A 21110-nucleotide genomic window follows, 5' to 3' on the forward strand; every position below is an offset into this window, starting at 1 on the left:
TACGTTCTTCATGTGCCGCAGCTAGTGCAGCCTCAGCCTTTGTTCTTGAGATAACTGTCATATCCTCTTTGCTTGATCTCCAGCCATTTGTCCAGCCCGAGTCTGGACAGCTCTGCCTGATAATCCTTCCATTCCTCTTCCACTTTGCCGGTCTTGGTCCATTCCGCGCGCTTGCGGTTGACGTAAGCGAACAGGTCGGTCTCAATAGCGGTCAATTCCTTCTGATCCTCCAGAGAGTAGAAGACACGCGGGAAGTTATTGTCTGCCTTCATATAAGGCACCAGCTTCTCCTTCATGAGGTCCAGCCGCCAAGCAGCATCATCCGGCTTCGTGGTCACCTTACCGTAGTATTCATCCAGGATCGCCAGCGGTCCGCCGATGCTGGTCTTTTGGCGCAATTCAACCGGGGCCGCGCCTTCCAGCGGCAGATGCTTCAGCATTTTGGCCGATTCATCGTATTCAAAAATATTCTGCTGCGTCTCATCCCCATACGTTCCCCAGTTATCCTCAACCGACTGCTGCGGATCATAGAGTTGGTCAATCCACTTGGCGGTAAGCTCCAGATTCTTGTTGGAACCGGTAATAACCATCCGGCCGCGGTCAAATCCGAAGTTGTTCGTGCGGGCTACATTGACCTGTCCGTCCGGTCCGGCAAGCGGCTGCATCAGATCATATTTATCGTTGAAGCCGGTGATATTGGATTTATCCCATTGGAAGTAGAGGCCATAGCGTTCACTCTGCCCTTTGGCCAGATAGGTGTTGTAATCCTGTTCAAACGCCTCTTCATCGATTAGATCCAGCACATACAGCTCGTTCAGATACTTAATGCCCTCTTTATATCCGTCCTGGCCCGCAGTGAAGACCACTTTGCCGTCATTGGTAACCACCGTGTGATCGCCGTTATCACCGAGACCGAACGAACCGAACAGGAAGTTCATATCCTCATTGCCGTTATTCAGCACAAAAGACAGCGGAATCTCATCCTTCTGGCCGTTCCCGTTCGGGTCATCATTCTTGAAGGCGACCAACACCTTCTTCAGCTCCTCCGTTGTGGTTGGCATAGCGAGTCCCAGCTTTTTCAGCCACTCCACATTGATCCACGGCATCCCGTTGACCGAATGAATGCTTTCCTTGCCGGACCCGAGCTCTTCTATCCACGGAAAAGCATAGATATGGCCGTCCTGCGCCGTCATCATTGATTTGTACTCCGGCGCGGCTGCCAGCACCTTTTGCAGATTCGGCATGTACTTCTCGATCAGCTCCTCCAGCGGAACAATCGTTCCATCCTTGCCCAGGGTCAGCAGATCGTAGTCCGAGTAGGCGGCATCAATGATCGCATCCGGCAGATCTCCGCTGGCTATCGCCAGATTTCTTTTCTCAATAAAAGCGTCGTTGGTGTAATTGGTGAAATCGATGTGGACCCCGGACTTCTCCTCCAGCCGCTTGTAGATCAGCTTCTCATTCGGATCGGCAGGCGCCAGTGCGGAGCTCTGAGACATGAAGTGCAGCGATACCTTCTCTTTAAGCGGCAGCGTCACGTTCTCCAGCTTGTAATCCTTAGAGGCCGAGGAATTACCGCCCCCGCTGCCGCAGCCCGCAAGTACGGAAGCCGAGAGTGCCAGCACAGACAGGGTTTGCAATGATTTTTTCATATGAGATTCCCCCTATTATTATTTAATGGAGCCGACCATGGCACCCTTCTCGAAGTACTTCTGGAAGAACGGGTACATCACGATCAGCGGCAGGCTGGAGATGACGATCGAAGAATACTTGATCATTTCAGACAGCTTCTTCAGCTCCGCCTGGGCCAGTGCATCGGCAATCATGCCGGGCTGCACCTGATTCTGAATCAGGATCGAACGCAGCACCAGCTGCAGCGGGAACAGCCGCGAATCGTCCAGATAAATCATGGCATCGAAGTAAGAGTTCCACTGCCCCACGAAGGCATACAAGGCGAGCACGAAGATAATGGGCTTCGACAACGGCAGTACGATCCGGAAAAAAATGCCCAGATCCGACGCCCCGTCGATACTCGCCGCCTGAAACAGCTCCTTGGGCAGACCCTGGAAATAGGTCTTCGCCAGAATAATATTGAACACGCTGATCGCCCCCGGCAGGATCACCGCCCACACCGTATTCAGCATCCCCAGATCCTTCACAACCAGATAAGTCGGAATCAGACCGCCGCCGAAGAACATCGTAATCAGGAAGAAGATCATCACCGGCCGCTTCCCGGCCAGTCCCTCGATAGACAGCGGATACGCCGCGAAGACGGAGAAGAATACCGTAGCCAGCGCGAAGGCGGCAGAGTAGAACAAGGCGTTGAAGAAGCCGCGGATCATCGCGTCGTTGCTGAGAATTTTGACGTAGCCAGTAATTGTCCAGTCCGACGGCGCAATAGCCAGCCCCTTGGTAATGAGCACATTCGGTGTTAAGAAGGAGGCCAGCACGACATACACCAGCGGAAACAGAATGACCAGGATGAACAAACCTAGCAATATATAAGTAACAACAAGCAGAATCCGGTCCTTCCCGGAATATTGAATATCCATACTTACCTCCTTTTAATACAGTCCTTCCCCTTCGTTCAGCCGCTTGACGACCGTATTGACGAAGACCAGCAGGATTACGTTAATGACGGAATTGAATAATCCGATAGCGGTGGAATAGGCATAATCGCCAGCCTGCAGACCCACCTTGTAGACATAGGTCGCAATAATCTCCGAGGTCGGGGTATTAAGCGCCGTCTGCATCAGGAAGGCCTTCTCATAGCCGATGGACATGATGCCGCCTGCGGCAAGGATGAACAGCACGGCCATCACCGGCCTCAGCGCGGGCAGATCGATATGGCGGATGCGCTTCAGCAGCGAGGCACCGTCAATCGTTGCCGCATCATGAAGCTGCGGATCTACACCCGCCAGCGTAGCTACATAGATAATTGAGGACCAGCCTGCCGTCTGCCAGATGCCTGACAGAATATACACGGTACGGAAGTAAGCTGGATCACTCATGAAGGACACCGGCTTACCTGTAAAAGTAGTAATGAGCGCATTCACCACACCTGTCGGCGACAGGAAGACAAACAACATCCCTGCCACAACCACCACCGAGATAAAGTTAGGCGCATACACAATCAGCTGGATGTTCTTCTTCAACTTCGCGCTGCGGATCAGGTTCAGCATAAGCGCCAGCACAATCGGCACCGGAAAACCCAGAATCAGCCCGTAGGCGCTTAATTTAAGCGTGTTCATAAGAATATCGTAGAAATTCGGCGAGGTGAGGAACCGCTCGAAATGTTCAAAGCCCACCCATGCGCTGCCCATGATGCCCTTGCGCGGGCTGAAATCCTTGAAGGCAATCATCGCGCCGTACATCGGAACGTATTTGAATATAACCGTGAGAATTACAGCTGGAGCCAAGAATAAATACAGGATATAATTCCGGCGTACATAGCTTAGCCACGACCTGTGCTTGATGAGCCTTGTTCTCCCGGGTTGAGCCATCGGATTTGCCAATCTTCTTCCCCCTTCTTATTTTTGCATTCGCCCCTAATGAATAGGTTTACATTTTTACATTTGACCATGTTTTGCATTTACAATTTATCAGAGAATCTGACAAGAAGTCAATGCATTTTGTGCAAAAAATAAATTATTTATTGCATTATACAGTGCAAATGTAACATATTCATATAAATTAGGCTCCGAACTGTTATTTCACACCCATGTATGTGAAACGAATTTGTGCATTTGTAAAATTCCGTTGTCAATCTTGCTGATATGCTATATATTAGGTAACAGAGACTACAAATATGGGGAAACAAAGGTGGAACACAGTGATGAAGAAAGCCAAGGTCACCATTCAAGACATTGCCGATGCCCTGGGAATCTCCAGAAACACGGCCTCCAAGGCATTGAACGGCGCAGAGAGCGTTCCTCCCGAGACCCGGGAGAAGGTACTCAGCAAAGCTGCCGAGCTTAAATATAAACAATTCTCTTATATGGAGACCGCAAGCAGCCCCTCCGAGCAGCAGGGCAATATCGCCCTCCTGACCAGTAACCTCCCCAACAGCTCCCACTTCGGCTCCCAGCTGCTCAGCGGACTGGAGAAGCGTATTAGCACAGAGGGCTACACCCTGTCCATTTATTTTGTCCGGGAGAACGATATTAACGCCATGACTCTGCCCGGTAATTTCGAGCCTTCTAATGTTGACGGGATTATCTGTATTGAAATGTTCAATAAGGAGTACAGCGGGCTGATTACCGATCTCGGTATCCCCACGATCTTCATTGACTGCGCGGCGGACATTGTCTACCCTGAGCTGAAGGCGGATCTGCTGCTCATGGAGAACGAACACAGCATGTATGCGATGACCCGTAAGCTGATGGACCTCGGTGTGCGGAGCTTCGGATTCGTCGGCGATTACAACCACTGCCGCAGCTTCCATGAACGGTGGACCGGCTTCAACCGAGCCCTCTCTGCAGCCGGAATCCCGCTGAATCCCGAATCCTGCATTGCCGGCCAGGACAAGGATTACCTGCTGGAGGCGAACTGGATGGACCAGCAGATGGAGGCGCTCGGCCAGTGGCCCTCCGCCTTCATCTGTGCGAATGACTTCATTGCCATCAGCGTGATGAAATCGCTTAAGAACAGAGGGGTCAAGGTACCGGAGCAGGTGGCGGTCTGCGGCTTCGATGACGCTTCGGAATCACGGGTCATCGAGCCTCATCTCTCGACCGTACATATCTACAGCAGCCATATGGGGATTGTCTCCGCAGAGATGCTGCTCTCCAGAATCAAGGACCCGGCCCGGCCTTATCAGGTCACGCATGTCGCCACTGACGTCCTATTCAGAGACTCTACTCCCGTACCGAACTAATTTCGCCAGGAGGTTACTATCGTGCAATCCAAGAATACAGTCCTTTGCGTGGGCGAGCTGCTCATCGATTTCTTCTGCACTGAGGCGGACGTCAGCCTGACCGAAGGCCGGCATTTCGCCAAGCAGGCCGGCGGGGCACCGGCGAACGTAAGTGCAGCCATCGCCCGGCTCGGCGGTCACTCCGCCTTCCTCGGCAAGGTCGGGGCTGATCCCTTCGGCCTCTTCCTGAAGCAGACGCTGGAGGAACAGAACGTGGATACCGCGATGCTGCTGCTTGATCCCGCAAGCCCGACCACACTGGCTTTCGTCTCGCGCTCAGCGAACGGGGAACGCGATTTCGTGTTCCACCGCGGGGCAGACCGGCTGCTCAGGCTGGAAGAGCTGGACCGGGCAGCCGTCCGTAAGGCGGCCATGCTTCATTTCGGCTCGGCGACAGCGCTGCTGGCTGATCCCTTCCGCGAGGTCTATATGACGCTCATGGACGAAGCGAAGACGAACGGACAGTTCATCTCCTTTGACCCCAACTACCGGGATGACCTGTGGACCGGACGTCAGGAGGAATTCATCGCGCTGTCCAGAGCAGGCATCGCCAAGGCCGATCTGGTGAAGGTCAGCGACGAGGAGCTTCAGCTGATTACGCGCGAAGCGGACCGTGATGCCGCCCTTGATATGCTGCATGAATGGGGAGCCGGAGCAGTAGCCGTTACTCTGGGCAAAGACGGCACCCTCATCTCCTCCCCGGACTCCCGGTTGCTGATTCCCAGCATCACCGTGAAGTCCATCGATTCCACCGGCGCCGGCGATGCATTCATTGGAGCCCTGCTCTGCCGGATCAGCCAGTTGGCGCATCCGGCAGACTTCACCCGCAGCGCGGAGCTGCAGCGGGACTTCGTCACCTTCGCCAACCATGTGGGGGCAATTGTCTGCACCAAGATCGGGGCGATTGCTGCGCTGCCGACACTGGACGAGGTCCAGAAGTATGCCGGGTAAGCTGCAGAGCGTGATATGTATAGGCATCAAGTCCTGATGCCTGAGTAGTACAAAAGGTGTTCCTTAGCCGTCTGATTGCAGACGGCCAGGGAACACCTTTTTGTATAGGGAACTTTATTGCTGCCAGGACCGATGCCGGAGAACCGCTGTGGAGCCGCTGCTGAACCAATCTTTACCTGCTGTTTTCATCACAGACACAGGAGCTTGGCACGTAATATGATAAGCACAATATCATACGACTGAAGGAGCAGCTTGTGCATGAAAATGAAACAAGAATTCGACCATCTCATGGCGTTTGCCAAGGATTTAATCAATGAGAATCTCGGCTTTTATTACGATATTAATTATGGTTACTTCCAGCCGGAGACCCACCCGATTGTGGACTTCATCCGGCTGATCGGCAGACGTATCCAGAGCCAGCTCATGCTGATGCCCGCGCTCTACGGGGAGGTCGATCAGATGGAGCGGATGTTCTCGGACAACCTCTTCTTTGATGAATGGGCCGAGGTTACGCTCGACGGACGGAGCTTCCACTTCCTGATGCGGCAGATCGACAATAGCAGCAGAATCATCAACCTGGCACGTGACCTCGTCTTCCCCTCCCCCTGGATTCCCCGCAAGCTGCGCGACAGTCTGATCCGCATCGGTGAAGGTACTCTGAACGGAAGCTGGCGGCAGGATAAGGATCATCAGGTTACCCTGTGGCTTCCAATGGGCATCTCCTTCGTTGAAGGCTCAGGACATCATTCCATCACAGCGGGGATCGCCAAGGGCGAAGGGGAGCTCTACCCTACCTCGGTGTATGACATCAGTCTCATCTACGATCACGTATATACCGACGGCAAGTACTACTACAGAACGCATGACCGTTCGATCATCTCCGAGGTTCATTTCGTGGAATGCGCCGCCATCTTTGAAATCGGCCGGATTATGGCGGAGCAGAAGATTATTTTCTGAGGCCGGATGTGATATTCACCGCTCCCTCCAGCTAACTTCCAGACGCTTCACGGCTTATTCAAGTAGTCTCCCTCGGCACCAGCTGGAACCCCAGCGGCTCCTGCTCCGCCTCTCCCCCCTTCAGCTTGCCGAGAATCAGATGCAGCGCATTCTGTGCCTGTGCGGCGATCGGATTATCAATCGAAGTGATCCCCAGCGTATGGGCCAGCTCCGTATTGTCGAAGCCGACCACCGCCAGCTCCTCCGGCACCTTCACCTTCAGTCTGCGGGCTTCGCTCAGCACCCCTGCCGCGACCATATCATTGGCGCAGAGAATGGCATTCGGAGGCCCGCCTGGAATCATCAGCAGCCTGCGGATCAACTCCTCGCCCTGCCGGATGGAGTGGATGCCCGTCTGCGACCATTCCGGGTTCACCTCCAGATGATAGTTGCGGGCAGCATCCCGGTACGCCTGTATCCGCCCGGAGGTATTCAAGCTGGCCGGCCGGCCCCAGGCATTAGCAATCCGCGTGTACCCCTTTTCAATCAGATGTTCAAGCCCGAGCGTATATCCGTCATATTGATTCATGGCCACACTCTGAATCTCAGGAAGCTCCATCCGCTGCCAGGAGACAATCGGCCCGTATTTGCAATAGGAGCCCAGGAGCGCCTGATCGTTAACGCAGGTACTGATGACCAGCGCATCGACTCTTTTACGCCGCATATCCTCGAAGGCTTGCAGCTCTTTGGCCGGATCGCCCCCGGAGGTATAGATAATCGTCTGATATCCGTGCCGGCTCGCAGTCTCCACGAAGCTGTTCAGAAAAGGCAGCATCACCTCGTTGATCCCCTCTGTCACCATCCCGATCTGCATGGTCTCCCCTCTGGACAAGGAGATGGCATTGCCGTTCGGCACATAGTCCAGCTCTTCCATGATCTTCAGGATGATCTCCCGCGTCGCCTGGCTCACATGGGGAGAACGATTCAGTACTCTCGATACCGTAGCTTTGGAGAATCCCGACAGTTTAGCGATTTGATCCAGATTCGACATGATGGCTCTCCTTACATATTTTTTCATCTTTATAATAATACTTGACATGTAACGCGTTACAACATTTAGCATGGAATTATAGGACCTATGAACAGCTTACCATATCTGAATCCATAACTAATAGAAGGCGGGATTATCGATGAATACACCATTTCCTGAAGGCTTCCTGTGGGGCGGCGCAGTCGCTGCGAACCAATTGGAAGGCGCATACAACGAGGACGGCAAAGGCCTGTCCACCCAGGACGTAGCTCCGCAAGGAATCAAGGGACCCATCACCGAGGTGCCTACCGAGGATAATATGAAGCTGGTCGGCATCGACTTTTACCACCGGTACAAAGAAGATATCAAGCTTTTTGCCGAAATGGGCTTCAAGGTCTTCCGCACCTCGATCGCCTGGTCCCGGATCTTCCCGAACGGCGACGAGCTGGAGCCTAATGAGCAAGGCCTGCAATTCTACGACGACCTGTTCGATGAATGTCACAAATACGGTATTGAGCCGCTGGTGACTCTCTCCCACTACGAAACTCCGCTGCACTTGTCCAAGCAGTATGACGGCTGGGTGAACCGGCAATTAGTCGGCTTCTATGAACGGTATGCCAGAACGGTATTCACCCGCTATAAGGATAAAGTAAAGTATTGGCTGACCTTCAACGAGATCAACTCCATCCTGCACGAGCCATTCATGAGCGGCGGGATCTATACACCGAAGGAGCAGCTGAGCAAGCAGGATCTGTATCAGGCCATCCATCACGAGCTGGTAGCAAGCGCCACTGCGGTCAAAATCGGACATGAGATCAACCCGCAGGCCAAGATCGGCTGTATGATTCTAAGCATGCCAACCTATCCGCTCACGCCTAACCCGGACGATGTCATTGCTGCGATGAAGTCAGAGCATATGAACTACTTCTTCGGGGATGTGCATGCGAGAGGCGTATACCCTGGATATATGAAACGTTACTTCAGAGAGAACGGCATTGAGATTCACATGGAGCCTGGAGATGCGGACATCCTCAAGCATACCGTTGACTTTATCTCGTTCAGCTACTATGTGAGCATCTGTGAGACTGGAGACCCCGGCAAACGCACCCAGGAAGGCAACCTGTTCAGCGGTGCAGCCAATCCATACCTGAAGGCCTCCGAATGGGGCTGGCAGATTGACCCGCAGGGTCTGCGCTATGTGCTCAATATGTTCTATGACCGTTACCAGAAGCCGCTATTTATTGTGGAGAATGGACTCGGGGCCAAGGATGAGCTGATTACCGGCGAAGACGGCGTGCCGACCGTTAATGACGACTACCGGATTGAGTACCTGAATGACCATCTGGTGCAGGTTGGCGAAGCCATCGAGGACGGCGTTGAACTCATGGGCTACACTTCATGGGGCTGCATTGACCTGGTCAGTGCGTCAACCGCGCAGCTCAGTAAGCGCTACGGCTTCATCTACGTAGACCGTCACGACGACAATACCGGAACCCTGGAGCGCTACCGTAAGAAATCCTTCCACTGGTACAAGGATGTTATCGCTACCAATGGACAGAGCCTGCGGCGCTCAGGCGAATAGAATAGCCCTACAATACAGGTTGTCCCGAAAAGTCTTAAAAAGGCTGATTGGGGCAGCCTTTTTAAATTGTAGTAATGGTAGCGACAGCGCCCCATTCCGCCGGTCTCTGCCTGCCCCTCCCCCGATAACTGAAGATATCAATTTCAGTTGAATACGCCATTAACAAAAAGCGGGAAGGAGCGGAGGGGAAGTTTGGAACTGTAGGAGCGGTAGTGTCCGCCTAAAAGCTTCCCGAAGGAAAGCTCGCATCGTAAGCATAGGCTTGTATACGGATTTCAACCGCAAACAGCGGCTTGAATCAAGAAATCTGTATACAACAGCGGCCGAAAGTCCAAATGTTCACCGTAGTCGACGAGTTTAAGCTTTGCGTTTCTGTCATTTCATCTCATATCCCATCTCATATTTATATCTTCACTTATCCCCCTTTACCATTTTGAAACTAATTCCCCGAAAGGTTAGGATATACTAGCCACAGATGAATCCTAAGGAGCGTAACTTGTAATGAACAAATATACCTTCGGCCTCAGCAGCCTCTTATTCTTAAGCCTGATCGCTTCCGGCTGTGGCACCATGAAGACGCCGAGCGATCTGCTGCAAGCCCCGTCACAGGGGAATAGCGACGGCAATCTTACCGGAATCGTCCGATCCTTTCTGCCGGCCAACGCGCATTTAACAGTACCGATCCACTCGGAATCCGGCAGCGCGATTCAATTACAGGATCTCGACAAGGACGGGCAGGAGGAACTCCTGGCCTTCTACAAGACAGACAAAACCGATTACGAGATCAACACCCTCCTCCTCTCACAGCAGAACGGCAAGTGGACCAAGCTGGCTAACCTTACCGGGGTGGGCAGCGAATTGAATGAAGTGTCCTTCACAGATGTTACCGGTGACGGAGCGGAGGAGCTGCTGCTCGGATACGGCGGCGGGGAGGGATTAAGCAAAGAGCTGGCAGTCTACAGCCTAAGCAGCGGCAAGCTGACCGAGCTGCTTAAGCAGCCATACGACCAGCTGGTCCTTGGCGACCTGACCGGGAGCGGGCATACGGACATTGCCTTGCTTCAGAGCACCTACACCACGGATAACATACGTGAGACCCATCTTCTATTACTCCGGCTCAAGGACGGTACGCTGCAGACCTTATCCGACCAGAAGCTGGACGGTAATGTGATCGAAGCCCAGTTCGGCAAGGCGTCCCCTACACAGGACGCAATCGTCATCGATGCCGCCATTGGCGCACATGCTTCCTATACTTCATTGCTAACTTGGGAAAAAGACAGATTTACTGATATACTGGCAACAGATGATTATCAGCGTACCGCGCTCGCTGCCAGCAAGGATCTGGTGCTGTCTCCGCCGGCTGTCTCTCCTGACCTGCTTGGCAGCAGCAGTATTGCAGTTAAGGACTACCCGCAGTCCAGCCTGGATGTGAACAATGACGGGATCTTGGAGTTCAGCTTCCTGGTACCGCCTGCCGGTACGGAGGGCATGGCTCCCTTGGCGACCCCATTCATCACCAAATATTATCAGTGGGACGGACAGTCCGTTCTGACCTTCGTGCAGGAGCAGTTCGACCGCTGGGGCTTCAACTTCCGTATTCCCAAGTCTTGGGCGGGCCAGACCCTGCTGGAAGTTCCGGGAGAATCACCGCAGCCCTGGGAGAAGCTCCAGTTCAGCTACAAGAATGCCGGATCTGCGGTGAAGGCTCCGCTGCTGGAGCTCCGCCTGCTGACGAAGAAGGCCTGGGCTGCCGCAGAGGTCCAGCTGAAGGCTGAGAATAGAAAGTATAAGCTGCTGTATGAGCAAGGGAACTCTAACAATGACACGGAGCCTACCCTGTTCGTTGCCGTAATGCCCGCAGCGGATGCCGCCGGCAAGCTGCAGGGGGCCGATCTGCAGAATTATAATCAGCTGAAGCTGACACTGGATGAAGTCGTTCAGCTGGCCGGCACACCCCAGAAGCCCCGGCAATAAGAAGGAGAGCTGTTCATGAAAGTGCTGATACTGGAAGATGAGAAGCCGATCCGTGATCTGCTGTGCATCAACCTTAAGCGGGCAGGCTTCGAGATCGCGGAGGCTTCTACCGGTGAAGAGGCGCTGAGCATTGCCCGGGAGCAGAGAGATTTCGACATCGCAATTCTCGACCTGATGCTGCCCGGACTCAGCGGGTTCGAGGTGTGTACCCTTCTGCGGACACAGTTCCCCCGGCTGGGAATCATTATGCTCACTGCCAAAAGCCAGGAAATCGACAAGGTCATGGGCCTGGAATCCGGCGCAGACGACTACGTGGTTAAGCCCTTCAGTCCAGTGGAGCTGGTCGCCCGGGTGCGCTCGCTTTACCGCCGGATGTATCCGGGAGAGGCGCTGCCGCAGGAGAACCTTATTGAGCTTCCGCCTTTTACTCTGATGCTGGATGAACGGAAATTATTGAAGGACGGGCAGGATATCCCGCTGACCCCAACCGAGTTTATGATCGTGAAGCTGCTGATGGAGCAGCCGAACAAGGCCATGAACCGGGACGATATTTTGACAAACGTATGGGGGCAGTACTTCATGGGTGATCTTAAAATTGTAGATGTGAATATCAGCCGAATCCGCCAGAAGATCGGACAGGAGTCCTCCGGGCCGCAGTTCCTCGAGACGGTATGGGGATTCGGATATATTTGGAGGGGCTAAGAGTGCTGAAGGGAATCAGGTCCAGACTTATCGTCTATATTACCCTTATGCTGCTCCTAATCGTGCTGCTGCTGGAGGGGGTGTTCATTGCCGCTGTCCACTATTATTATCTGGGCAGTGCAATGGAGACATTGAATACAAGGGCCACGACTTCAGCGACCTTTTTCAATAAGTATCTGGAGAGCTATAGCTTGAATGAGCGGGCGCGTTATATTCTGGAGAATATTTCCTCTGAAGAAAGCAGCAAGGTGGAAGTGCTGAGTCCGGCCGGGCAGGTGGTCATTAATTCCTTCGGCTTCTCCAGTACAGAGCAGGTGAATACCCCTGATGTGAGAGCAGCTCTGACCAGCGGCAAAGGAAGCTTTCAGAGCATCAAGCCGGTGAACGGGGAACGAATTATGGCAGTTTCTATTGCGCTGAAGGAGTCGGGGAGTACGATTGGCTTGCTGCGTTACTCGGTCTCGGCAGAGCCTTTATATAACGTTATTCTCAAAATTGCGCTGAATGCAGCCATCGTCGGGCTGCTCGTCATTGGATTCGGCTTCATCCTCAGCCTTATCATCGCCAAACGAATTGTAGGACCGATTCAGCAGCTGACCGGGGTCGCCAAGGAAATGGCCACCGGTAATTTTGCCGTCCGGGCAGAGAGGCGCTTTGACGATGAGGTCGGCACCCTTGCGGTAACACTGAATTATATGTCTGAAGAAATTCTGAAGAGCGAGAAGCTCAAATATGATTTCATCTCCTCTGTCACCCATGAGCTGCGGACCCCGCTGACCTCCATCAAAGGCTGGGGCGAGACGCTGCTGGTCGGTGATTTGTCGGACAGGCAGGAGACGCTCCAGGGTCTTGAGGTCATGACCGGGGAGACAGACCGGCTGATCGGCCTGGTGGAGGATCTGCTCGACTTCTCCAAGTTCCAGGCCGGAGAGATCCGCATTGTACGCCAGCCATATGATCTCAGAGGCCTGCTGGAGGATCTGCTGCTGCAGTTCAGATACCGGGGGCAGACGAAGCAGATCCGCCTCTACGCCGACCTTCCCGATCAGCCGCTGCCGGTGGACGGTGATTTTAACCGGTTGAAGCAGGTGTTTGTCAATTTGCTGGATAATGCGTTCAAGTTCACCCCTGCGGAGGGTGAGATCCGTCTTACCGCAGTGCTGGAAGGCGAGCGGATAACCGTCACCGTTGCTGACAACGGCGAGGGCATCGAGGCTGCGGATCTGGCGCAGCTTGGCACCAAATTCTTCAAAGGCCGCTCCCGTCAATCCGGCAGCGGCCTGGGCCTCGCAATCTGCAAAGAAATTATTGAGCTGCATGACGGGCAGCTGCGGATCGAGAGTGAATTCACCAAGGGAACCTCGGTAACTGTAGAGCTGCCGCGCTACGAGGTGGAGCAGCATTTTACACCACCAGTGTAGCTCTAGCTCTTTATTCCGCTGTGCTTCTATGACTCTATCCGGGCTTGTCCGTTCCCGTGCGCGATTTCTACTACTGGCTGAGTCTCAATAGAGACGTTCCCGGCCACAGCTCTGGAGATCATACAGGAGGCTTCAGCCTTATGTGCCAGCCGCTCTGCCAGCTTGAGCTGGGCCGGTGTCGCATCAGCCTGAAGCACAATGCTAGGCTTATGTACGATCTGCTCGTACGTGAACACATTATTCGTGACATCTACTGTTGCCTCAGACGCCAGGGTCAGCCCCTCTGGAACAATCTCCGAACGCTCCAGCATCGCAGCCAGGGTAATCAGGTAACAGGTCGCTGCTGCGCCCAGCAGCATCTCATCGGGATTCGTGCCTGTTCCCGGTCCGCCCATCTCCTGCGGAATCGATATAACCGTCCGCAGTCCGCCTGCATCAATATGCCCTTCGCTGTTCCGCCCTCCATTCCATACCGCCTTCAGGTGAAAAGGATGCTTCATCTCACTCCGTCCTTTCTTTTCTCCATAACAAATAAGTGCTATTGTCTTTGTGTCACTCCCGAAGCTAGATACGTCCGATCCGTCTGGTCTCCAGCCGCTGGTCTGCCTGTCTATACACATGGCAGGTCATCTCCGTCAGATTCACCAGTCCCAGCGACCTTTCTTCAAGTATCGGGTAGGTATTAGATCCCAGATCGCAGTTCATCCTGGCGCCGTCACCATAGATCCGTTCAACCGGCGTATGCCCATGAATCACCGGCCTGCCCCTCGTTAAGGCAAGCAGCGCTTCACGCGGCTGGCGGTAGAACTCATATTCTGTCATCCATAGAATCTCCCGGCTCTGCTCCTCCAGAGGCTGCCCTGTATACAGTCCGGCATGTGTATACACATATTCATCATCCTCGAAGTACAACGGCAAAGAATAGGCCCACTCCATCAGCTTCTGCCGTTGATCCGCATCGGGATAAGCCTGTTTCAGACCAGCCAACGTCTCGCGTCCGCCGTGACTCAGCCAGAGCTTGTCACCGCTGATTATATAGTCCCCCATCATTTCTTCATGATTGCCAATCAGTGCATGGACCTGGCCCGGATACCGCTCTGTAAGCTGCTTAAGGTAACCAAGTACTCCAGCCGAGTCCTTCCCCCGGTTGATCATATCTCCGCCGATGACCAGCTGGTCTTTTCCCCAGTCCAATCCAGACTGCCGGAGCAGCAGCTCCAGCCCCTTTTGATCCCCATGGATGTCCGTTATGAAGAATTTGCGCATGATCTCCCTCCTTCTACAGCATCCGGTCTACCTCTACTGCAATTTAATCTCCTCAAAAAGCCCCGTCTGCGGATCAGGCTGATCCAGGTATGCAGCCTTATTCGCTGAACCGCTTCCGCACAGATATTTAGCAAAGAGCGCCTCTACCTGATCCATAGTGACCGGCTTTGCGGAATCCTGCAGTTCATATCCGAGCTGGCCGTTAGGCTCAATCGTTGCCGTTTTGACATCGCTGAGCCTGGAGATGCCCTGTCCCCGCAGACTCATCTCCAGCTCATCGACAGTTAATCTCAGCTTTCTCAGATTCTTAGGCTGAAGCTGTCCCTCCGCAATAACAATAACCGCAGGCCCCTTAATCAGCCGCTCAACAACATTCCACCGTACCTGCAGCCATTCCACCACGATTAATACAGTAATGAAGACTGCTGCTGCCACCATCGTGATCAAGATACTGTGATTCGCTATCGGCTGCACAATAATGGTTCCTATTGAGATCATCGCGATCGTCGTTGGAATGGTCATTTGCGAGATAGATTTCCGTCCGGCAAGCCGAAGCACCAGCATTCCAACTACAATCAGAACCAGCGCCTTCCATATTTCACTCCAAATTTCATGCATAGCCAGGTCTCCTTTGATAGGGTTGATTCCAGCTATTTTTTGTCATTTAGGAGATTAATATTCATTGTAGGATTAGAGAAGAGGCGCCCGGCAGATCCCCGCTTGAATACCTAAGCTGTTGTAATGCTGTTTGATGTTAATTAGGGCCTGGCCGCTGAACACCCGGGAGACCCTCTCTTCGATCGGACCAGCCTCCACCTGTTCCTGCCGCAGCAGTCGCTCCACCGCGGCCTTGATCTCCATGGGATATATATTTCCGGCCACACTGGAGAGACCTTTGCAAGGACCTGAGGCGAAATTCTCCACAAGCTTCATATCCCCTGCGGCGAAAAGAATGAATTCCTCCGGGTACTCCACCCCCACATGCCGCTGCAGATCGCCTGTTTCCTTGTAGCCGACAATGTGCGGATAACGGCGGATTAACCAATTCAGCGATTCAGGAGCCAGATCGAATCCGGTCCGGCCGGGGTTATTATACAACGCCACCGGCTTAGCCGTATGACTAAGCAGCTCCTCCACATAAGCGATTGCTTGCTGCTGCGTAGGCCGGATGTATGGCGGAAAGCCAATCATAATGGCATCCATCACCGATGTCTCCAGCGCCTGAACCAGCGTTACCGCATCACGGGTTCTGATAGCAGAAGCCCCGAAGACCAGCTCTATCCCTTGGAAGCGCTGCTGATTGAAGTATTCAATGATCTCCAGTCTCTCTCCGATACTCATCGAATGCTGCTCACCCGTGCTTCCTGAGATAAGCAGCGATTCAATGCCGTTCTGCTTCTGGTAGGCGACAATGGCTTCGAACCCTTCCACATTCAGACCTTCATCACAGTGAAAAGGCGTAGGGATCGCTACATTTAATCTTTTCATATTACACTCCTTACTGTTAGTAGGCGTTACTTAAGAAGTTCTGGACAGATGCTTCTCTTCCATCGCATCCAGGAGTATGAACAGCAGGGTATTAGACGCTATTATTCGCTCCGCCTGATCTGTCATGTCGGACGGTGCTTGAATACACTCTCCGGGCTCCAGCTCTCCGGCACAGTTGGTAATGATTTTGCGGATGCTGGATTCATTAACCTCCAGATGGAACTGCAGGCCTACTACATAATCCTCATATTCAAAACACTGCTGGGCACAGCCCAGGCTGGAAGCAAGCCTTCTCGCTCCGGCAGGCAGACTGAAGGTGTCTCCATGCCAGTGAAACGGCACCCATTGCTCCGGGAATCCTTGGAAAAAGGCAGAGGTCTGCGCATCTCCGGTCAGCCTGACAGGGAACCAGCCAATTTCCTTCCACTTGTTAGGGTAGACCTCGCCGCCGATTTGTTCAGCAATAAGCTGGGCCCCCAGACAGATACCCAGCATCAGCTTGTGCGATTGGATCGCTTCTTTAATGAAAGCTTTCTCTGCCGTCATCCAAGAGTATAGTGCCTCATCATATACACCCATCGGGCCGCCCATCACCACGAGCATATCAAAATCCCGGATGGCAGGCAGAGCCTGACTCTCATACAGCCGTGTTGTGGTTAGCGCATGCCCCTTGACCTCAGCCCAACCTGCAATTTCCTCCGCCGCTTCGAACGGAACATGCTGCAAGCAATGAATTCTCATGCACTCCACCCGCTTTACATTTTTTTACGATCATCTTCTATCTCCAATGTAACAAAAAATCCTGATGAATCAAGAAATACTTGATCATCAGGACAAATTCAGTTCTATAGCAACATGACTTCCCGCTTATTTAGCCTTGCCGGCAGGCTCATAGATCAGACAACGCAGCTGCTTACCCGGATAGCGTAATTCCGCATTATATTTGCTGCCGTCTTCCAGTAACACATCCACGGCCACCATCCCGCGTTTATTGTTAACCTCAGTGCCCGTCAAATACGCCTTCACTATTTTTCTTTTTTCTCCCTGCTTGTCCTTTACAATCCGGGTAGCTTCCTTTATCCAGCTGTCATCCTTCTTCATGGCAGCCGCTGCCGCTGCATCGATAGGAGTTTTTTTCATCACAGAGTTAAAAGCTGTCGTATCTACCACCACCCCGGTGTCAGGATCGATCTGCACACTATATTGCCAGTACTCCTGACCTTGTCCAAGCAGAGTAAGCGACTTATAGGGTGCAAAGTGAACCGACCAAAATGAGGGTATGCCATAACCCGGTTCCACCAGCATAACATTTGTTTTCAGCTTGGAGACATCGGCATCGAATAGCTTACGTACACTTTCAGCCGCCCGTGCCAGTGCTTCATCCTTGCTGAATTTCTCCGGTACGGCAACGGCCGGAGGAGTTATATTATGTTTGGATGCCACAAGATTAAGCCGGTAGTACCAGTCAATCATTTGCAGCAGCTCTTCATCTGTCCAGGTGCGCTCCGGTTGATAATACGTATTGGTCTTTATATCGAAATACACTTCCCCCTGCCCCGCCTGTAGCGGCAATGGCTTCTGTGGCCGCACACCATCATAGACATACTGATCTTCCAGTACCAGGCGACGGTTGATTTCCACATCGGTCATTTCCCGGCCTGAAGTGTTCGGATCGCCAGGTAGCTCCATATAGTCGTAGATTTGCTGGATCTGCTCCTCTGTCATCTGCTTCAGCAGCAGATCATCATTCACGGTAGATACCGGCACGGGCGCCTCCACCTTCAGTACCGGAACAGCGCTTTCTGCCGGACTTTCCTTAGCATTGACCTCAGTTGCCGTACTGTACTTCGCAATGACTGCTGAGTTCGCCAGACTGGGGACAAGGAGTCCGCTGAATGCAAACATACCGCCTGAGCATAGGACAACAGCCATAGTAACAGACCACTTTTTCTTGTTCAATTGTATTACCTCCATCGGGATTCAGAATATGAACTCTTTCCATAGCTTAATCCCGGGATATTATAGAGTAGAGGAGCAGTTGTTATGGAGTTGTAAAATAGCTTCACACAGTGGAGCTTAAAAAAAGGCGGATGCGCGTTCCCTCACCGGGAGCAGATAGCAGCTCAATTCTGGCCTGATGCGCTTCAGCAATCTGGCGGCATAGAGAGAGACCCAGACCTGCATGGCCATAGGCCCGAGAACGTGAAGGATCTGCACGGTAGAACGGCTCAAATGCCCGCCTGCTCTGCTCTTCTGTCATTCCACTCCCGCTGTCCTGTACTTCAAGCACCCCTTCTCCGTCCTGCGGATAGGCCAGCACACGGATCGTCTGCCCTGGCCGGGACACCGGAATCGCATTCTCGATCAGATTCACCAGCAAAGCTGCCAGAAGATCAGCATCTCCCCATACGGCAGGAATGGAGCTATTCATCTCCAGCAGTAATCCGTTATCTATCACCCTCTGCTGCTCGGTCTGGGCCACAGTGTCGAATAGCGAAGCTACGTCTACCTTTGCCAACACCAGCGGCTGATGCCGCAGAACGGACAGATCCAGCAGTTTGAAAGCCAGATTCTTCAGCCTCACCGTCTCACTGAGAATATAGCGGCCCGCCTTGACCTGATCCTCCTGATCTATGTTAGCCGTGGTCAGCAGCTCCGCGAATCCCTGCATACTGGTCAGCGGTGTCCGCAGCTCATGAGCCAGATTATCGACCATCCGCTGCTTATCCTCAGCCATGCCTGCGAGATCGCTCATCCGCTGCTCTATCACAGCAGCCATCTTGTTAAAGTTTACGGCTAGCTCCCCGAATTCATCCCTGCTGTTCAGCTCCACACGGTTCGAATAATTGCCCTCGGCAATCGTTTTGGTCGTCTCGGACAACAGCTTCAGCGGCTTTGTCAGATGCCGGATCAGAAGGTAGAGCAGTACCATGAGGAGCGGACCGACAATCCAGTTAATCATCACGAAAAAACGGATAAGCTCCTCCTGCTGGGCGTACAGCCCGCTGATATCGCGCTTGTACGCCAGCTCCAGATGCTGATAAGGAGCAGGGAGCGGCATCGCTAACGTCATGATATGTTCTTCCTGCGCCGCATGCACCTCTTCCTGACCGGAACTCCCCCCGTTCTCAACGGGATAGAGCAGCAGTCCATTATCCCGCAGTTCCAGCTCTATTCCCTGCTTAAGATAGTGTTCTCCATAGGACTTGGCTACACTGACCAGCAGTGCCGGGGTAAGAGAGACGCCTCTTGCCCGAATGGAATCCAGGTTCTCATAGATATTATTCGTAATTAGCAGCTGTTCGCTGGCCGCGCGTTTGCTCTCACTGGCCATGTTCAGCTGCCAGCTTTTTTTCATCACCATCACGACACTTACATCAAGTGCCCCTATAAATAGCACCAGCACAGCAAGGAGAATCTTATGCCAGAATCGCATGGCTAGACCTGAACTTCCAGCCGGTAGCCCAGCTTGAACACGGTTTTGATCCGTTCTTCCCAGCCCAGCTTTTTGCGCAGCTGCCGGATATGTACATCCACGGTACGGGTATCACCCGCATAATCATAGCCCCAAGCCATCTCCAGCAGCTTCTCCCTGGAAAGAGCAATATTCCGGTTACGGATCAGCACTTCAAGCAGCTCGAATTCTCTGGCCGTCAGATCCACCAGCAGCTGCTCCACCCACACCTGACGCTCCGTGAACCGGACTTCAACCCCATCGCATACAAAAGCAGAGGCGGCCTGTTCATTCCTCCGCAGCACGACATTAATCCGGGCCAGTAGTTCCAATATCTCAAAAGGCTTAATAATATAATCATCCGCACCCAGCTCGAATCCCCTGATCCGGTCAGAGAGTGCACCCCTGGCCGTAATCAGAATCACCGGAATCCGCAGTGGCGCAATCTGCTCCATCACCCCGAAACCGTCCAGACCGGGAAGCATGACATCCAGCAAGACCAGATCCGCACGTTCCTTCTCCAGTATATCCGCTACTTCCGAACCGCTATAAGCTTTGGCATACGTATGTCCCACCAGCTTAAGGTTCATCGTTATTAAATCATTAATCGCCTGTTCATCCTCAACAACAAGTATATGAGCCATCTATCGAATATCCTCCTAACTCTGTAGCCACAGGGTGCCCTTTCATAGGTAACCTAATCTTAATCATACCAGATTCCAGAGCATTCATAACCTATAAGCCGAACCTGACACTACACACCCGCCCGCCAAAAAATCCTGACAATCAAGAGCTGCTTGATCGTCAGGACTAGTTTGTTCATTGAACATAAGCTTCCCGCTTATCATTTATTTCTCCTTATCAGCAGGCCCCTGGGACTCAATTCCTCTGAAGCAGACCACTTCTTCTTATACAACGGGATAACCTCCACAGGAATATAATAATTTCTCTACCACTACCCTACTCTCAAGATGTTATAAAGTAGAGTGACAGTTGTTATGGAGTTGTAAAATGAGACCTTACCTCCTGGTTTGGTTGGCCTGCCTTCAGTCAGCGCCGAAAATACAAAAAGACCACTGTCAGGAAATCAACAGTGGTCTTGCGTGCTTGGCAACGTCCTACTCTCCCAGGACCCTTCGGTCCAAGTACCATCGGCGCTGGAGGGCTTAACGGTCGTGTTCGGGATGGGTACGTGTGGAACCCCTCCGCTATCGCCACCAAACATGCGTCTGTGAAACAGACGCTGCCGCTAGAAATTCGGTTCATCACGAATGTGTGAATGAATTTCCTTGCGTTCAGGAATTTGATTCCTGAAAACTGAATCCGAAACAAATCTGCGTGATAGAAATTTGGATAAGCCCTCGACCGATTAGTATTGGTCAGCTCCATGC

General features: G+C 52.8%; 19 protein-coding genes and 1 rRNA gene. 7 read left to right on the plus strand and 13 right to left on the minus strand.

Annotated elements, in window-relative coordinates; translation table 11 throughout:
- Window positions 1–32: 32 nt before the first annotated feature.
- Genes C162_RS32045 through C162_RS32055 form a run of 3 tightly spaced genes read right to left on the minus strand, consistent with a single transcriptional unit; the run spans window position 33 to window position 3503 of the window.
- A complete protein-coding gene (locus C162_RS32045) occupies window positions 33–1652 on the minus strand; it encodes an extracellular solute-binding protein (protein WP_036701847.1) in 1620 nt (539 codons plus the stop codon).
- A gap of 18 nt (window positions 1653–1670) precedes the next feature.
- Window positions 1671–2552, minus strand: coding sequence for a carbohydrate ABC transporter permease (locus tag C162_RS32050; protein WP_036701848.1), 882 nt, complete (start codon window positions 2550–2552; stop codon window positions 1671–1673).
- A gap of 12 nt (window positions 2553–2564) precedes the next feature.
- Window positions 2565–3503 (minus strand): ABC transporter permease, encoded by a 939-nt coding sequence (locus tag C162_RS32055; protein ID WP_036701890.1) that lies wholly within the window; start codon window positions 3501–3503, stop codon window positions 2565–2567.
- A 332-nt stretch (window positions 3504–3835) separates the two neighbouring features.
- Here C162_RS32055 and C162_RS32060 point away from each other — a divergent pair, with 332 nt between their 5' ends.
- The 3 genes from C162_RS32060 to C162_RS34865 all read left to right on the plus strand — a co-directional run bounded on the left by C162_RS32060 (window position 3836) and on the right by C162_RS34865 (window position 6823).
- A complete protein-coding gene (locus C162_RS32060) occupies window positions 3836–4876 on the plus strand; it encodes a LacI family DNA-binding transcriptional regulator (RefSeq protein ID WP_036701850.1) in 1041 nt (346 codons plus the stop codon).
- Between the two features lie 21 nt (window positions 4877–4897).
- Window positions 4898–5866, plus strand: a complete 969-nt coding sequence (locus C162_RS32065) for a carbohydrate kinase family protein (protein WP_036701852.1) — start codon at window positions 4898–4900, stop codon at window positions 5864–5866.
- Window positions 5867–6124: 258 nt separating this feature from the next.
- Window positions 6125–6823 carry a DUF6710 family protein gene (locus tag C162_RS34865; protein ID WP_051494090.1) on the plus strand — a complete coding sequence of 233 codons (699 nt, stop codon included), beginning with the start codon at window positions 6125–6127 and terminating at the stop codon, window positions 6821–6823.
- 58 nt (window positions 6824–6881) lie between these two features.
- On the opposite strand, the gene C162_RS32075 is transcribed toward C162_RS34865, so the two are convergent.
- Window positions 6882–7853: a LacI family DNA-binding transcriptional regulator gene (locus tag C162_RS32075; protein ID WP_036701853.1), complete on the minus strand. Its 972-nt coding sequence runs from the start codon at window positions 7851–7853 to the stop codon at window positions 6882–6884.
- 139 nt (window positions 7854–7992) lie between these two features.
- Between C162_RS32075 and C162_RS32080 the strand changes: the two genes are divergently transcribed.
- The 4 genes from C162_RS32080 to C162_RS32095 all read left to right on the plus strand — a co-directional run bounded on the left by C162_RS32080 (window position 7993) and on the right by C162_RS32095 (window position 13511).
- Window positions 7993–9414, plus strand: coding sequence for a glycoside hydrolase family 1 protein (locus C162_RS32080; protein ID WP_036701855.1), 1422 nt, complete (start codon window positions 7993–7995; stop codon window positions 9412–9414).
- 501 nt (window positions 9415–9915) lie between these two features.
- On the plus strand, window positions 9916–11388 hold the full coding sequence (locus tag C162_RS32085) for a hypothetical protein (RefSeq protein WP_036701857.1): 1473 nt from the start codon (window positions 9916–9918) through the stop codon (window positions 11386–11388).
- 15 nt (window positions 11389–11403) lie between these two features.
- Window positions 11404–12090, plus strand: a complete 687-nt coding sequence (locus tag C162_RS32090; RefSeq protein WP_036701859.1) for a response regulator transcription factor — start codon at window positions 11404–11406, stop codon at window positions 12088–12090.
- Window positions 12091–12092: 2 nt separating this feature from the next.
- Complete coding sequence (locus C162_RS32095; protein WP_341026906.1) at window positions 12093–13511, plus strand: sensor histidine kinase; 1419 nt, start codon at window positions 12093–12095, stop codon at window positions 13509–13511.
- 26 nt (window positions 13512–13537) lie between these two features.
- On the opposite strand, the gene C162_RS32100 is transcribed toward C162_RS32095, so the two are convergent.
- The 9 genes from C162_RS32100 to rrf all read right to left on the minus strand — a co-directional run bounded on the left by C162_RS32100 (window position 13538) and on the right by rrf (window position 20941).
- Window positions 13538–14011 carry an OsmC family protein gene (locus tag C162_RS32100; RefSeq protein WP_036701860.1) on the minus strand — a complete coding sequence of 158 codons (474 nt, stop codon included), beginning with the start codon at window positions 14009–14011 and terminating at the stop codon, window positions 13538–13540.
- Between the two features lie 64 nt (window positions 14012–14075).
- On the minus strand, window positions 14076–14777 hold the full coding sequence (locus C162_RS32105; RefSeq protein ID WP_036701862.1) for a metallophosphoesterase: 702 nt from the start codon (window positions 14775–14777) through the stop codon (window positions 14076–14078).
- 33 nt (window positions 14778–14810) lie between these two features.
- Entirely contained in the window at window positions 14811–15395 is a 585-nt protein-coding gene (locus C162_RS32110; RefSeq protein WP_036701864.1) for a DUF421 domain-containing protein, read from the minus strand.
- 72 nt (window positions 15396–15467) lie between these two features.
- Window positions 15468–16265, minus strand: a complete 798-nt coding sequence (locus C162_RS32115; RefSeq protein WP_036701866.1) for a dihydrodipicolinate synthase family protein — start codon at window positions 16263–16265, stop codon at window positions 15468–15470.
- Between the two features lie 30 nt (window positions 16266–16295).
- Window positions 16296–17006, minus strand: a complete 711-nt coding sequence (locus tag C162_RS32120) for a type 1 glutamine amidotransferase (protein ID WP_036701867.1) — start codon at window positions 17004–17006, stop codon at window positions 16296–16298.
- Window positions 17007–17132: 126 nt separating this feature from the next.
- Window positions 17133–18224, minus strand: a complete 1092-nt coding sequence (locus C162_RS32125; protein ID WP_051494091.1) for a hypothetical protein — start codon at window positions 18222–18224, stop codon at window positions 17133–17135.
- Between the two features lie 103 nt (window positions 18225–18327).
- On the minus strand, window positions 18328–19701 hold the full coding sequence (locus C162_RS32130; RefSeq protein WP_036701869.1) for a sensor histidine kinase: 1374 nt from the start codon (window positions 19699–19701) through the stop codon (window positions 18328–18330).
- 2 nt (window positions 19702–19703) lie between these two features.
- A complete protein-coding gene (locus C162_RS32135) occupies window positions 19704–20363 on the minus strand; it encodes a response regulator transcription factor (protein ID WP_036701871.1) in 660 nt (219 codons plus the stop codon).
- A 461-nt stretch (window positions 20364–20824) separates the two neighbouring features.
- Window positions 20825–20941 (minus strand): 5S ribosomal RNA (gene rrf, locus C162_RS32140).
- Window positions 20942–21110 lie beyond the last annotated feature (169 nt).

It is taken from the genome of Paenibacillus sp. FSL R7-269 (assembly GCF_000517865.1).
Lineage (GTDB): Bacteria > Bacillota > Bacilli > Paenibacillales > Paenibacillaceae > Paenibacillus_AQ.

Coding starts and splice junctions, on each gene's coding strand:
- C162_RS32115 (WP_036701866.1), bottom strand. CDS start 16,265: ATGAAAAGATTAAATGTAGCGATCCCTACGCCTTTTCACTGTGATGAA.
- C162_RS32080 (WP_036701855.1), top strand. CDS start 7,993: ATGAATACACCATTTCCTGAAGGCTTCCTGTGGGGCGGCGCAGTCGCT.
- C162_RS32130 (WP_036701869.1), bottom strand. CDS start 19,701: ATGCGATTCTGGCATAAGATTCTCCTTGCTGTGCTGGTGCTATTTATA.
- C162_RS32120 (WP_036701867.1), bottom strand. CDS start 17,006: ATGAGAATTCATTGCTTGCAGCATGTTCCGTTCGAAGCGGCGGAGGAA.
- C162_RS32135 (WP_036701871.1), bottom strand. CDS start 20,363: ATGGCTCATATACTTGTTGTTGAGGATGAACAGGCGATTAATGATTTA.
- C162_RS32105 (WP_036701862.1), bottom strand. CDS start 14,777: ATGCGCAAATTCTTCATAACGGACATCCATGGGGATCAAAAGGGGCTG.
- C162_RS34865 (WP_051494090.1), top strand. CDS start 6,125: ATGAAAATGAAACAAGAATTCGACCATCTCATGGCGTTTGCCAAGGAT.
- C162_RS32060 (WP_036701850.1), top strand. CDS start 3,836: ATGAAGAAAGCCAAGGTCACCATTCAAGACATTGCCGATGCCCTGGGA.
- C162_RS32110 (WP_036701864.1), bottom strand. CDS start 15,395: ATGCATGAAATTTGGAGTGAAATATGGAAGGCGCTGGTTCTGATTGTA.
- C162_RS32090 (WP_036701859.1), top strand. CDS start 11,404: ATGAAAGTGCTGATACTGGAAGATGAGAAGCCGATCCGTGATCTGCTG.
- C162_RS32100 (WP_036701860.1), bottom strand. CDS start 14,011: ATGAAGCATCCTTTTCACCTGAAGGCGGTATGGAATGGAGGGCGGAAC.
- C162_RS32045 (WP_036701847.1), bottom strand. CDS start 1,652: ATGAAAAAATCATTGCAAACCCTGTCTGTGCTGGCACTCTCGGCTTCC.
- C162_RS32055 (WP_036701890.1), bottom strand. CDS start 3,503: ATGGCTCAACCCGGGAGAACAAGGCTCATCAAGCACAGGTCGTGGCTA.
- C162_RS32075 (WP_036701853.1), bottom strand. CDS start 7,853: ATGTCGAATCTGGATCAAATCGCTAAACTGTCGGGATTCTCCAAAGCT.
- C162_RS32085 (WP_036701857.1), top strand. CDS start 9,916: ATGAACAAATATACCTTCGGCCTCAGCAGCCTCTTATTCTTAAGCCTG.
- C162_RS32050 (WP_036701848.1), bottom strand. CDS start 2,552: ATGGATATTCAATATTCCGGGAAGGACCGGATTCTGCTTGTTGTTACT.